General features: G+C 67.0%; 12 protein-coding genes and 1 pseudogene. 8 read left to right on the top strand and 5 right to left on the bottom strand.

Annotated elements, in window-relative coordinates:
• The 3 genes and pseudogenes from ABD767_RS14825 to ABD767_RS14815 all read left to right on the top strand — a co-directional run.
• Positions 1-158: pseudogene (locus tag ABD767_RS14825) on the top strand (IS4 family transposase); the annotation flags it as partial.
• A gap of 22 nt (positions 159-180) precedes the next feature.
• Positions 181-1,371, top strand: a complete 1,191-nt coding sequence (gene prpF, locus ABD767_RS14820) for a 2-methylaconitate cis-trans isomerase PrpF (RefSeq protein WP_103045847.1) — start codon at positions 181-183, stop codon at positions 1,369-1,371.
• Positions 1,372-1,385: 14 nt separating this feature from the next.
• Positions 1,386-2,246: an isocitrate lyase/phosphoenolpyruvate mutase family protein gene (locus ABD767_RS14815; RefSeq protein ID WP_103045846.1), complete on the top strand. Its 861-nt coding sequence runs from the start codon at positions 1,386-1,388 to the stop codon at positions 2,244-2,246.
• 72 nt (positions 2,247-2,318) lie between these two features.
• On the opposite strand, the gene ABD767_RS14810 is transcribed toward ABD767_RS14815, so the two are convergent.
• Entirely contained in the window at positions 2,319-3,227 is a 909-nt protein-coding gene (locus ABD767_RS14810) for a LysR substrate-binding domain-containing protein (protein WP_103045845.1), read from the bottom strand.
• 118 nt (positions 3,228-3,345) lie between these two features.
• Here ABD767_RS14810 and metE point away from each other — a divergent pair, with 118 nt between their 5' ends.
• On the top strand, positions 3,346-5,670 hold the full coding sequence (metE, locus tag ABD767_RS14805; protein WP_103045844.1) for a 5-methyltetrahydropteroyltriglutamate--homocysteine S-methyltransferase: 2,325 nt from the start codon (positions 3,346-3,348) through the stop codon (positions 5,668-5,670).
• 51 nt (positions 5,671-5,721) lie between these two features.
• Entirely contained in the window at positions 5,722-6,768 is a 1,047-nt protein-coding gene (gene tsaD, locus ABD767_RS14800; protein WP_103045843.1) for a tRNA (adenosine(37)-N6)-threonylcarbamoyltransferase complex transferase subunit TsaD, read from the top strand.
• A gap of 60 nt (positions 6,769-6,828) precedes the next feature.
• On the opposite strand, the gene arsB is transcribed toward tsaD, so the two are convergent.
• From arsB to ABD767_RS14780, 4 genes are all read right to left on the bottom strand, one after another.
• Positions 6,829-7,923, bottom strand: a complete 1,095-nt coding sequence (gene arsB / locus ABD767_RS14795; protein ID WP_103045842.1) for an ACR3 family arsenite efflux transporter — start codon at positions 7,921-7,923, stop codon at positions 6,829-6,831.
• 4 nt (positions 7,924-7,927) lie between these two features.
• Positions 7,928-8,251 (bottom strand): helix-turn-helix domain-containing protein, encoded by a 324-nt coding sequence (locus tag ABD767_RS14790; RefSeq protein ID WP_103045841.1) that lies wholly within the window; start codon positions 8,249-8,251, stop codon positions 7,928-7,930.
• Between the two features lie 107 nt (positions 8,252-8,358).
• A complete protein-coding gene (locus ABD767_RS14785) occupies positions 8,359-8,745 on the bottom strand; it encodes a VOC family protein (protein ID WP_103045840.1) in 387 nt (128 codons plus the stop codon).
• Between the two features lie 105 nt (positions 8,746-8,850).
• Entirely contained in the window at positions 8,851-9,288 is a 438-nt protein-coding gene (locus ABD767_RS14780; RefSeq protein ID WP_103045839.1) for an SRPBCC domain-containing protein, read from the bottom strand.
• 188 nt (positions 9,289-9,476) lie between these two features.
• On the opposite strand from ABD767_RS14780, the gene ABD767_RS14775 reads away from it, so the two are divergent.
• The 3 genes from ABD767_RS14775 to ABD767_RS14765 all read left to right on the top strand — a co-directional run bounded on the left by ABD767_RS14775 (position 9,477) and on the right by ABD767_RS14765 (position 12,662).
• Positions 9,477-10,241, top strand: coding sequence for an NAD-dependent protein deacylase (locus ABD767_RS14775; protein WP_103045838.1), 765 nt, complete (start codon positions 9,477-9,479; stop codon positions 10,239-10,241).
• A 238-nt stretch (positions 10,242-10,479) separates the two neighbouring features.
• Positions 10,480-11,289, top strand: a complete 810-nt coding sequence (locus tag ABD767_RS14770) for a DUF2242 domain-containing protein (RefSeq protein ID WP_103045837.1) — start codon at positions 10,480-10,482, stop codon at positions 11,287-11,289.
• A 74-nt stretch (positions 11,290-11,363) separates the two neighbouring features.
• Positions 11,364-12,662 (top strand): ABC transporter substrate-binding protein, encoded by a 1,299-nt coding sequence (locus ABD767_RS14765; RefSeq protein WP_103045848.1) that lies wholly within the window; start codon positions 11,364-11,366, stop codon positions 12,660-12,662.
• Positions 12,663-12,670: the final 8 nt, after the last annotated feature.

Below are 12,670 nucleotides of genomic sequence, written 5' to 3'. Positions count from 1 at the left end.
GCAAGGAGCTTCACCTCGATGCCTCGCTCTACACATGTCTACAGATTTTGTCGGTCTCGGTTTTCGAGAAAACCCAGATTTCATGCGCCTTGCAGCCCGATGATCTACAGATTGAATCCGCCAACGACGCTAAGCAATTGATTCTGTTTGACTTTTAACCGGACACTACTGTCCCTTGATATGACATTGCACCTTCCCCAAATCCGCATCCCCGCCACCTATATGCGCGGCGGCACCAGCAAGGGCATGTTCTTCCGTTTGCAGGACCTGCCCGAGGCCGCCCGCCAGCCCGGCCTGGCGCGCGACAAATTGTTCCAGCGCGTCATCGGCAGCCCCGACCCCTACGGCGCGCAGATCGACGGCATGGGCGGGGCCACCTCCAGCACCAGCAAGTGCGTCATCCTCTCCAAAAGCGAGCGTCCGGGGCACGACGTGGACTACCTCTACGGCCAGGTGTCCATCGACAAGGACTTCGTCGACTGGAGCGGCAACTGCGGCAACCTCTCCACCGCCGCCGGGGCGTTCGCCATTCATGCGGGTCTGGTCGATGCCGGCCGCATCCCGAGCGACGGCGTCTGCGTGGTGCGCATCTGGCAGGCGAATATCGGCAAGACCATCATTGCCCACGTGCCGATTACCAACGGCCAGGTGCAGGAGACGGGCGACTTCGAGCTCGATGGCGTGACCTTCCCCGCCGCCGAGATCGTGCTGGAGTTCATGGACCCGTCCGACGATGGCGACGAGGGCGGCGCCATGTTCCCGACCGGCAACCTGGTCGACGACCTGGAGGTGCCGGGCATCGGCACCTTCAAGGCCACGATGATCAACGCTGGTATCCCCACCGTGTTCGTCAACGCGTTTGATATCGGCTGCCAGGGCACGGAGCTGCGCGAGGATATCAACGGCGACCCGGCGCAGCTGGCGCGCTTTGAAAAAATCCGCGTCGCCGGCGCGCTGCGCATGGGCCTGATCAAGACACCCGAAGAAGCCGCGACGCGCCAGCACACGCCAAAGATCGCCTTTGTCAGCCCGCCCAAGGCCTACATCGCCTCAAGCGGCAAGGTGATCGAAGCGGCCGATGTCGACCTGCTGGTGCGCGCCCTGTCGATGGGCAAACTGCACCACGCCATGATGGGCACGGCCGCAGTGGCCATCGGCACGGCGGCGGCCATTCCCGGCACGCTGGTGAACCTTGCCGCCGGCGGCGGCGAGCGCCAGGCCGTGCGCTTTGGCCACCCCTCGGGCACGCTGCGGGTGGGCGCCGAGGCAAGACAGGTGGACGGCCAATGGCAGGTCACCAAGGCGGTGATGAGCCGCAGCGCGCGCATCCTGATGCAGGGCTGGGTATGCATCCCCAGTAATTCTTTTTGATCGGAAATCTACTCATGTCCACTCGCAAGCAGCTTAAACAACTCATCGAGGCCCGCAATGGCCTGATCGTCCCCGGCGCATTCAACGCCCTGTCCGCCAGGGTCATTGCCGACCTGGGCTTCAAGGCCATCTACGTCACGGGCGCGGGCGTGACCAATATGTGGTTCGGCATGCCCGACCAGGGCTTCATGGGCTTGGCCGAGATCGCCGACCACACGGCGCGCATCCGCGACGCAGTCGATGTGCCGCTGCTGGTTGATGCCGACACCGGCTTTGGCAATGCGCTCAACGTCTATCACACGGTGCGCACGCTGGAGCGTGCGGGGGCCGACTGCATTCAGCTCGAAGACCAGGTGGCGCCCAAGCGCTGCGGGCATTTCAGCGGCAAGGAGGTGATCTCCACCGAAGAGGCGGTGAGCAAGATCAAGGCCGCGGTCGATGCGCGGCGCGACGACGATCTGCTGATCATGGCGCGCACCGACGCGGCGGCCGTGCACGGCTTCGAGGCCGCCGTCGAGCGCGCGCAGAAGTTTGCCGAAGCCGGCGCCGACATCCTGTTCGTCGAGGCCGTCACCAAGGCCGAAGAAGTGCGCGCGCTGCCGCAGCGCCTGGCCAAACCCCAGCTGATGAACATGGTGATTGGCGGCAGAACGCCCATCTTCAACGCCGAGCAACTGGGCGAGCTGGGATTTGGCATCGTGCTGTACGCCAACGCCGCGCTGCAGGGCGCGGTGGCGGGCATGCAAAAGGCGCTGACCGTGCTGCGCGACGAGAAGGAGGTGCAGGAGGCCAGTGGCCTGGTGACCCCGTTTGCCGAGCGCCAGCGCCTGGTGGGCAAGCCCGCCTGGGATGCGCTGGAGAAGCAATACACCTGAACCTAAATCCGGATTTAGGCTGAATGCTGAACGCGCGCCGGCCGCACAAGCTGTGGTCTGGCGCTGCTGCGTTCAGGCCGTGCCTGTCGTCGCATCTGCCACGGGCTGGCGCGACAGCGCGATGAACGCACGCAGGTAGTCGGTCTCCAGGTCGGCCTCGCGCGCGCCCAGGTGGATCTGCTTTGGGATGCCGCGCGGCCCCAGGCGCACCGGTACCAGATCCATCCGGGCCGCGTATTCCTGCGCCAACCAGCGCGGCAGCGCCGCGACGCCGCGGCCGCTGGCGACCATTTGCAGCATGATGTCCGTGGTCTCTATGGTCTTGTGCCGCCTTGGACGTACGCCGGCGGGCAGCAGAAACTCGTTGTAGATGTCCAGCCGCTCGACCGGCACGGGGTAGGTGATCAGCACCTCGCGCGCCAGGTCGCGCGGGCGGGCGTGATCCGCGCCGGCCAGCGGGTGGCGGGTGCCGACGACCAACACCTGCTCGTAGTCGAACACCGGCTCGAAGTGCAGGCCGGGTTTGTACAGCGGGTCGGGCGTGACCAGCAGGTCGATCTCCCAGGCCAGCAGCGCGCCGATGCCGCCAAACTGAAAGCGCTGCTTGACGTCCACGTCCACGTCGGGCCACGCGGCCAGGTAGGGCGACACCACCTTGAGCAGCCACTGGTAGCAGGGGTGGCATTCCATGCCGATGCGCAGGGCGCCGCGCTCCCCCTGCGCGAACTGGCGCAGCCGCTCCTCGGCCAGGTCGAGCTGCGGCAGCACGCGGCCCGCCACCGCCAGCAAATACTGCCCCGCCTGGGTGAGGCGCAGGCTGCGGCCCTCGCGCAGCCAGACCGCTGTGCCCAACTGCTGCTCCAGCTTTTTCATGCTGTGGCTCAACGCCGACTGGGTGACGCACAGCACGTCGGCAGCCGCGGTCAGCGAGCCCTGTTTTTCGACCTCGGCGACGATTGCCAGATGGATGCGCTCCAGCATGGTGTATGAATAAAATTAATTGATTGGTGAAATAAGACCATTTTACTTCATGTGATGCCTTGCCTACGATGGCTTCCAGTCTCCCATTTCCCATTTTTTGTTTCTTGCAAGGCAGGCCATGGCAACACTTCACAATCTCGGATTCCCCCGCATCGGCGCCCGGCGCGAGCTCAAGTTTGCGCTGGAGTCGTACTGGAAGGGCGAGACCTCGCGCGACGAGCTGAAACAGCTGGGTACGCAGCTGCGCCAGCGGCACTGGGCCGACCAGGCGGCGCTCGACCTGGTGCCCGTGGGCGATTTCTCGTTCTACGATCAGGTGCTGGACATGAGCACCACGTTGGGCAACCTGCCTGGACGCGTGAGCGGTTTCCACGGTGACCCGCTGGACAACTATTTCCGCGTCGCGCGCGGGCGCTCCGGCCTGTTCGACCCGCAGCACGCGCTGTGCTGCGGCGGCGTGGCTGCCGGTGAGATGACCAAGTGGTTCGACACCAACTACCACTACATCGTCCCCGAGTTCACCGCGGCCACCCAGTTCAAGCTGGACGCATCGCGCCTGCTGGAGCAGCTGGCCGAGGCGCAGGAGCAGGGCGGCGTTGGAGAAGGACGGGCCAAGCCGGTCATCATCGGCCCGGTCACCTACCTGGCCATCGGCAAGGCCAAGGACGATTCCGACAAGCTCGCATTGCTGGAGCGCCTGCTGCCCGTCTACGCCGAGCTGCTCGACACCTTGGCCGCCCATGGCGCCGAGTGGGTGCAGATCGACGAGCCGATCCTGGTGACCGAGCTCGACGCCGACTGGCAGCATGCGTTGAACACCGCCTACCACCAGCTGAAAGCCTGCAAGGTCAAGATCCTGTTGGCGACCTATTTCGGTCAGCTGCAGGACAACGCCTACCTTGCCGCCAACCTGCCCGTCGCCGGTCTGCATGTCGACGCGACCAGCGATCAGGCCGGTGTGTTGCCGCTGCTGGGCCTGCTGTCGCCGCACAAGGTGCTGTCGCTGGGTGTAATCAGCGGACGCAACATCTGGAAGACCGACCTGACTGCCACGCTGGACTGGCTCGAACCCATTGCCCAGCGCCTGGGCGAGCGGCTGTGGATCGCGCCCTCGTGCTCGCTGCTGCACGTACCCGTCGACCTGGATAGCGAGCAGAAACTGGACGCCGAGGTCAAGTCTTGGCTGGCGTTTGCGCTGCAAAAGCTGGGTGAGCTGCGCGTGCTGGGCCGCGCGCTGAACGAAGGCCGCGCCACCGTTGCCACCGAGCTGGCCACCAACACCGCTGCGCTTGCCGCGCGCCGCGCCTCGCCGCGCGTGACCAACCCGGCCGTGCAGGCGGCGCTGGCGCGCATCGACGCCAGCCTGGGCCAACGCAAGAGCGCCTACGCCCAGCGCGCGCCCTGGCAGGCAGCCATCTTGAAGCTGCCGCTGTACCCGACGACGACCATCGGCTCCTTCCCGCAGACCGCAGAGATCCGCCACGCGCGCAGCGAATACAGGGCAGGGCGCCTGGATGACGCTGGCTATCAGGCGGCGATGCGTGCCGAGATAGAGCGCAGCGTGCGCGAGCAGGAAAAACTGGGCCTGGATGTGCTGGTGCACGGCGAGGCCGAGCGCAACGACATGGTCGAGTACTTTGGCGAGCAGCTCGAAGGCTATGCCTTCAGCCAGTTCGGCTGGGTGCAGAGCTACGGCTCGCGCTGCGTCAAGCCGCCGATTCTGTTTGGCGACATCAGCCGCCCCAAGGCGATGACCGTGGAATGGATCACCTACGCGCAGTCGCTGACCAAGAAGCCGATGAAGGGCATGCTGACCGGCCCGGTGACCATCCTCAACTGGTCCTTCGTGCGCGACGACCAGCCGCGCTCGATGTCGTGCCGGCAGCTGGCGCTGGCGATCCGCGAAGAAGTGCTCGACCTGGAAAAGGCCGGCGTGAAAATCATCCAGATCGACGAGGCCGCGCTGCGCGAGGGCCTGCCGCTGCGCAAGTCGCAGTGGAAGGAGTACCTGGACTGGGCCGTGGAGAGCTTTCGCATCACCGCCAACGGCGTGCGCGACGAGACGCAGATCCACACCCATATGTGCTATTCGGAGTTCAACGACATCATCGCGTCGATCGCCGGCATGGATGCGGACGTGATCACCATCGAGACCAGCCGCTCGGACATGGAACTGCTGGACGCCTTCGAGAACTTCCAGTACCCCAACGAGATCGGCCCCGGTGTCTACGACATCCATTCGCCCAACATCCCGACGCAGGGGCACATCGTGCAGCTGATGGAAAAGGCCGCCGAGCGCATTCCGGCCGAGCGCCTGTGGGTCAACCCCGATTGCGGGCTGAAGACCCGCCAGTGGGCCGAGGTGATCCCGGCACTGGCACACATGGTCGAGGCGGCCCGCGAACTTCGCGCAGGTGCCGTGAAGCAGCGCGCCGTGGCATGAACGGCGGGCGGCCGGCCGCCCGGGTATGGGCGCGAACGTACACTTCGCTCCATGACGAAACTGGTCCTGGGAATCGAATCTTCGTGCGATGAAACCGGCGTCGCCCTGGTGCGCAGCGGCGCGGGCGGCGCACTGCCCACGCTGCTGGCGCATGCACTGCACAGCCAGGTGCAGATGCACCAGGCCTATGGCGGCGTGGTGCCCGAGCTGGCCAGCCGCGACCACATCCGCCGCGTGCTGCCGCTGTTGCGCCAGGTGCTGACCGAAGCCGACGTGCCGCTGACCGACGTCGACGTGGTGGCCTACACGCGCGGCCCCGGCCTGGCCGGCGCGCTGCTGGTGGGCGCTGGCGTGGCCTGCGCGCTGGGCGCGGCGCTGGCGCGGCCGGTACTGGGCGTGCATCACCTGGAGGGGCATTTGCTCTCGCCGTTCCTGAGCGCCGACGCGCCGCAGTTCCCCTTCGTCGCGCTACTGGTGTCGGGCGGGCATACGCAGCTGATGCGCGTGGACGGCGTGGGCCGCTACGAGCTGCTGGGCGAGACCATCGACGACGCCGCCGGCGAGGCCTTCGACAAGACCGCCAAGCTGCTGGGCCTGGGCTACCCCGGGGGCCCGGCGCTGGCGCGGCTGGCCGAGTACGGCGACCCCGAGGCCTTCAAGCTGCCGCGCCCGCTGCTGCACAGCCCCAATCTGGATTTCTCGTTCGCCGGCCTCAAGACCGCGGTGCTCACCCAGGCGCGCAAACTGGAGAGCGCGGTGTGCGAGCTGCCGCGCGCCGACCTGGCCGCCAGCACCCAGGCGGCCATCGTCGAGGTGCTGCTCAAGAAATCGCTCAAGGCCTTGCAGGCCACCGGCCTCAAGCGCCTGGTGGTCGCCGGCGGCGTGGGCGCCAACCAGCAGCTGCGCATCCAGCTCAATGCCGCCTGCCAGGCGCGCGGCGTGCGCGTGCACTACCCCGAGCTGGAGCTGTGCACCGACAACGGCGCGATGATTGCAATGGCCGCCGCCATGCGCCTGCAGGCGGGCGTGCAGCAGCCGCGCAGCGACTACGCCTTCGACGTGCGCCCGCGCTGGCCGCTGGACGCCATCGATGCTTGATGGGTGCGCCCTGGCGCCGCACCGGCGTGGTGGGCGCAATACGGTCGATCTGCGTCTTCATCAGCCCGGCCGCGCGGCTGCTTCGCCATCTGCCTTTGCGCGTGCACTGCGCGTGTCGGCTTGCCATCGGCGCTGCAGCCGCAGCGCGACGTGCACCAGCGCGATGAGCACCGGCACCTCCACCAACGGGCCGATCACCGTGGTGAAGGCCACCGGCGAGGCCAGGCCGAAGGAGGCGATCGCCACGGCAATGGCCAGCTCGAAGTTGTTGCCCGCGGCGGTGAAGGCAATCGCCGTGGTGCGCGGGTAGTCGGCCTGGATCAGCCGGCCCATGGCAAAGCTGATCAGGAACTGGATCACGAAGTACAGCGTCAGCGGCACCGCGATCCTGAGCGCGTCCAGCGGCAGGCGCACCACGTCTGCGCCCTTGAGGCTGAACATGGCGACGATGGTCAGCAGCAGCGCCACCAGCGTGATGGGGCTGATGCGCGGAACGAACACCTGCTCGTACCAGTCCTGGCCCTTGCGCGCGATCAGCGTGCGCCGCGTCAGATAGCCGGCCAGGAACGGAATGCCCAGGTAGACCAGTACCGCTTCGGTGATGGCCCAGAAACCCACGTCGACCACGCTGCCCTGCAGGCCGAACAGCGGCGGCAGCACCGACAGGAAAAACCAGGCGTAGGCCGGGAAGAACAGGATCTGGAAGATCGAGTTGAAAGCCACCAGCCCGGCGACGTACTGGTTGTCGCCGCGCGCCAGCTGGTTCCACACCAGCACCATGGCAATGCAGCGCGCCAACCCGATCAGGATCAGCCCGGTCATGTACTGCGGCTGGTCGCGCAGAAAGAGCACCGCCAGCGCAAACATCAGCACCGGCCCGACCACCCAGTTCTGCACCAGCGACAGCAGCAGCACGCGCTTGTCGGCAAAGACCTCGTGCAGAGCCTCGTAGCGCACCTTGGCCAGCGGCGGGTACATCATCAGGATCAAGCCGATGGCGATCGGGACGTTGGTCGTGCCGATCGACAGCGCATGCAGTGCGTCGGGCAGGCCCTTGAACCAGGTACCCAGGGCCACGCCCAGCGCCATGGCGGCAAAGATCCAGGCGGTGAGCCAGCGGTCGAGAAAGGAGAGGCGGGAAGGGCGTTGGGACATGGGATCAGCGGGCGCAGCCGCATGGCGGGCAGACATCGCACACGCCGCCCTGGCAGCAGTGCTCGGTCAGGTAGCCGAGCAGCCCGCTCATGCGGGCAAAGTCGGCGCGGTAAATCAGGTTGCGTCCCTGTTGTTCGACAGAAACGAGGCTGGCATGGGCCAGCTCCTTGAGGTGAAACGACAGGGCATTGCGAGCCACGCCGAGCTGATCGGCGAGCACGCTGGGCGTCAATCCCTCAATGCCCGCGACGACCAGCGCGCGGAACACACGCAGACGCTGGAGGTGGGCCAGGGCGGCAAGCGCGGAAACTGCGTGGGTTTCATCCATGTGTTGATGATACAACGATTATTGAATTATTTGCAGGCGACCAGAAACCTTTGAGTCACCCATCAGGCGTGGCGCCCAGCCCCATCTCGACCAGGGCACCATCGCGGTCACTGCATCGAATGCAGGCCGATCATGTTGGCCTCGGTGTCGGACACGAGCGCGATGAAGCCGTACTGGCCGATGGAGGACTTGGGCTTGTGCACCTGGCCGCCGGCGCCCGCCACGCGACCTTGCTCCGCTGCGCAGTCGTCGCAGGCAAAGTACACCAGCGTGCCGCCACCGCCGGACGGGGCGCCCGCCATCTTGACCAGCATGCCGCCGCTGCCGCCGGCTTCCATGTCATTCGGAAACGACAGCATCTGCATGGCCGAGCTGTCGCCCGCGAGCGCGGCCATGGGCTCCAGTCGGCACTGGAACACGGTTTCGTAGAACCGGCGCGCACGCGCCAGATCCTGCACGTAGATCTCGAACCAGACGACGGGATTGGATTTCATGGAAATCTCCAGGTGGAATGGAAGTGGGCGGTCTCTTTTGCACTGCGGTCGTGCCAGAGGCAGATGGTGTTCCGGGCAGGTGTCGCCATGGAGCTTCTCCTGGGCCTAGCCCGGGATGACTGGCTCCACCAGCGCCGCCAACTGGACGAGGGACTCCTGCCAGCCCAGGTAGCACATCTCCAGCGGGATGGCGGGCGGAATGCCGGCCTGGGTGATGTGCAGCTCGGTGCCGCAGACCACCGGCGCGAGCCGGATGGTGACCTCCAGCACACCCGGCAGGTTCGGATCGTCGAAGCGGTCGGTGTAGCGGATCAGCGCGTTCGGGATCAGCTCCAGGTACTCGCCGCCGAACGCGTGCGCCTGGCCGGTGCCGAAGTTGTGGAACGACATGCGAAAGCGGCCACCGACGCGCGCCTCGAACTGATGAATCTTGCAGGTGAAGCCGTGCGGCGGCAGCCACTTGGCCAGCGCGTCGGCTTCGACGAAGGCGCGGTAGACACATTTTTTGTGTAACGCTTGATGGATTCTTCTGAGCTCATGCAACCGGTGCGGGCGCGGTGGTGATCGTCATCGGCAGCGGTTGCCTGGCCTTCGCGCAGCGCGAGGCAGACTGTTTCGCACCACTTTCCTTGGTGCGACGCGTTGGCCCAGCAGCTCGTGGCGCGCCTGCCGCGCAGGGTTGGAAACGGTTTTGATGGCGTGGGCGCCGCGATTGCGGTTACAACCACGCCATGCAGGGAGAAACCGAAATCGACGCTGCCGAGGCGCGCGCCTGGGTGCGGGCGGCGCAGCGGCTGGTGGTGTTCAGCGGCGCTGGCATGAGCGCCGAATCGGGCGTGCCGACCTTTCGCGGCGCGCAGACCGGGTTGTGGGCGCGCTTTCGGCCCGAGGAACTGGCGACCGAGGACGCCTTTCGCGCCCACCCCGGGCGCGTGTGGGACTGGTACTCCGAGCGCCGCGCGCAGGTGGCGCGCGTCGAACCCAATGCCGGGCACCGGGCGGTGGCCGAGTTCCAGCGCCGACACCCTGGGCGCCTGACGGTGGTGACGCAGAACGTCGATGGCCTGCACCAGCGCGCCGGCAGCACTGACGTGCTGGCGCTGCACGGCAATCTGTTTGAAAACCGCTGGCTCGACCCGTGCCCGCTGGCCGGTCGCGGAGCGTCCGGCTGTGCGGCCGCGCGGGCCGAGCCCGGCCGTCCGCCGCGCTGCGCGCAATGCGGCAACGCGCTGCGGCCGGCCGTGGTGTGGTTTGGCGAGATGCTGCCCGAGCATGCCCTGGCGCGCGCCGAGCAGGCCGCCGCGGCGTGCGATCTGATGCTCGTCGTCGGCACCTCGGGCCAGGTCTGGCCAGCCGCCGGGCTGGTGCATGCGGCGCGTGCAGCCGGCGCGCAGGTGGTGGTGGTCAACTCCGCGCCGAGCGAGCTGGACAGCGTGGCGCAAATGGTGTTGTGCGGTACGTCGGCCCGGCTTTTGCCGCGCCTGCTTGGTGCTTGAACCTAAACCCGGCAGTTGACCGCCGTGAACTTCGACAATGCCTTGTGAGCCTTGGCTTTTTTGGCTTCGATGGGGTTCACCTGTCAGGTGACAGCGCTATCTATTCAATAGTCCAACCCACCGCCACTGGCGTGGCGTCCAGGTTGTTGGAATGGGCTGGGTCGGCGCGGGTTGTTGCGCTGCAGCATCCACGATTCCGGTTCACAATGGCGGCTTCGTTTTGCACGACGCTTGCCCGATGGATCCCGTCTTTCATCCGCGCCAGCGGCCGGCCCAGGGCCGCCGCTGGCTTGTTTTGCTGCTGCCTGCGCTGTGCCTGCCGGTGCTGCTGGCCGGCTGCGCGCGCCTGCCCGAGGCCATGCCGGGGCTGGAGCGCGCGGTTGCCTTCACGCCCGACGACTTTGACAGTGCCGGCATGCACACCCGTCTGGTCGACGCGTCGCAGGAGCAGACCTGCGAGGCCGCGCGCCGCGCGCTGCTCAGCCAGGGCTACCAGCTGCACCAGACGGACAGGAACCAGGTGGCGGGGCGCAAGTTCTACCAGCCGCACACCGACGTTCACTACGAGGTGGAAATGCGCGTGGTCTGCGCACCGGACAACCCGGACGACACGCGCGCTTCGGTCTACGCCAGCGCGCTGCAGGATCGCTATGTGATCAAGAAGATCAACAACTCCGCGTCGCTGGGCGTGGGCGCCATCGGCTCGCTGTCGCTGCCGGTCACCGCCAGCGACGACACGCTGGTCAAAGTGGGCAGCGAAACCATTTCCGACGCGCGCTATTACGAGCGGTTTTTTGCGCTGTTCTCGCAGTACGTGCATGTGCTGCCCCAGGGCACGGCCAGCGCCCGGCTGACCGCTGCGCGCGCGGCGCGCACGCCCTTGCCCGAGCGCGAGGCGGTGCCGCATGCGGTCTCGGCGCAGCTGCAGCGGGCGCAGCCCGAGCCGTTGCCCGGGGGCGACCTGGCTGCGCAGTCCGAGGGACAGGATGTGGTGTCGGATGATGCCGCCGCATCTGCGCCCGCCGAGTCCACGCAGCCAGTGCAATAGCGCCGCGTTTTTGTGAAAGTGCCGCGCCGCCACCGGCCGTGCAGCGTTGTTCCGTTTTTGTGAGAGCCATGACCATGACCTTGATGAATCGCCGCCAGGCGGGCCGCACGTTGGCGCTTTCGCTGCTGCAGGCCACGGCGCTGGCCACGCTCTCCCACGCCCAGACGGGCGCAGCTGCCGGCGGCGGGCCGATCCGGCTGGCGCTGATCGAGAGTCTGTCGGGCAGCTTTGCCAACACCGGCGAGGCGGTGTTTCGCAACATCGCCTGGGCGGTCGAGCGCGTCAACGCCCGCGGCGGCGTGCGGCTGGCGCAGGGTGGGGCGCGTAACTTGATGCTGTCGCGCTACGACAGCAAGGGCCAGAACGAGGAGGCGCTGTCGGCTTTGCGCGCGGCCATCGACGACGGCGCGCGCATCGTGCTGCAGGGCAACTCGTCGGCCACGGCGGCGGCGCTGCTCGACGCCATCAACAAGCACAACCAGCGCGAGCCGGGCCGGCAGGTGCTGTACCTGAACTACTCGGCCGTCGACCCGGCGCTGACCAACGAGCGGTGCAGCTTCTGGCACTTTCGCTTCGACGCGCATGCTGACATGCGCATGACCGCTTTGATGGACGTGGTGCGCGAGGACGGCCAGCTCCAAAGCGTCTACCTGATAGGCCAGGACTACAGCTTCGGCCAGGCCGTGCTGCGCGAGGCGCGGCGCCAGCTTGGCGTGCTGCGCCCGGACGTGGCCATCGCCGGAGAGGAACTGCACGCGGTGGGTCGCATCAAGGACTTTGCCCCCTATGCGGTCAAGATCAAGGCCAGCGGTGCGCAGGCGGTCATCACCGGCAACTGGGGCAACGACTTGACGCTGCTGGTCAAGGCCGCGCGCGAGGTAGGTTACGACGGCATGTTCTACACCTTCTACGGCAACGCGCTGGGCGCGCCCGCGGCGCTGGGAGAGGCCGGCGTGGGCAAGGTGGTGGCCGTGGCCGACTGGCTGCCCAACCTGCCCACCGAGGGCAGCCGCCAGTTTTACGAGGCGTTTCGCCAGCGCTTTCCCAGCCCGCAGGACGACTATGTCCACATGCGCATGCAGCTGCTGGTCGAAGCGCTGGCGCAGGCGCTGGAGCGCGCGGGCAGCCTGCAGGCAGCAGACGTTGCGCGGGCGCTTGAGGGCGTGCGTGTCAGCCTGTACGGCCAAAGCGGCTGGATGCGCGCCGAGGATCATCAGTTCCAGCAGGAGCTGGTCGTCGGCGTGATGGACCGCCTGGGCGCGCCGGGCGTCGCGTTCGACGTGGAAGGCTCGGGCTACGGCTTTCGCGTGCTGCGCCGCATTGCGCCCGAGCAGGCGCAAATGCCCACCAGCTGCCGCATGCAGCGGCCCTGAGGCGTGCT

It is taken from the genome of Comamonas faecalis (assembly GCF_039538025.1).
GTDB classification, from domain to species: domain Bacteria; phylum Pseudomonadota; class Gammaproteobacteria; order Burkholderiales; family Burkholderiaceae_C; genus Comamonas_C; species Comamonas_C faecalis.
The sequence above is the reverse complement of the archived record's forward strand: the minus strand, read 5'-3'. Positions and strand labels throughout refer to the sequence as shown.

Bases quoted from the DNA above. Each gene is read 5' to 3' on its own strand.
- ABD767_RS14810 (WP_103045845.1), bottom strand. From the start codon at position 3,227: ATGCTGGAGCGCATCCATCTGGCAATCGTCGCCGAGGTCGAAAAACAG.
- ABD767_RS14775 (WP_103045838.1), top strand. From the start codon at position 9,477: ATGCAGGGAGAAACCGAAATCGACGCTGCCGAGGCGCGCGCCTGGGTG.
- arsB (WP_103045842.1), bottom strand. From the start codon at position 7,923: ATGTCCCAACGCCCTTCCCGCCTCTCCTTTCTCGACCGCTGGCTCACC.
- prpF (WP_103045847.1), top strand. From the start codon at position 181: ATGACATTGCACCTTCCCCAAATCCGCATCCCCGCCACCTATATGCGC.
- ABD767_RS14765 (WP_103045848.1), top strand. From the start codon at position 11,364: ATGACCTTGATGAATCGCCGCCAGGCGGGCCGCACGTTGGCGCTTTCG.
- ABD767_RS14790 (WP_103045841.1), bottom strand. From the start codon at position 8,251: ATGGATGAAACCCACGCAGTTTCCGCGCTTGCCGCCCTGGCCCACCTC.
- tsaD (WP_103045843.1), top strand. From the start codon at position 5,722: ATGACGAAACTGGTCCTGGGAATCGAATCTTCGTGCGATGAAACCGGC.
- metE (WP_103045844.1), top strand. From the start codon at position 3,346: ATGGCAACACTTCACAATCTCGGATTCCCCCGCATCGGCGCCCGGCGC.
- ABD767_RS14785 (WP_103045840.1), bottom strand. From the start codon at position 8,745: ATGAAATCCAATCCCGTCGTCTGGTTCGAGATCTACGTGCAGGATCTG.
- ABD767_RS14815 (WP_103045846.1), top strand. From the start codon at position 1,386: ATGTCCACTCGCAAGCAGCTTAAACAACTCATCGAGGCCCGCAATGGC.
- ABD767_RS14770 (WP_103045837.1), top strand. From the start codon at position 10,480: ATGGATCCCGTCTTTCATCCGCGCCAGCGGCCGGCCCAGGGCCGCCGC.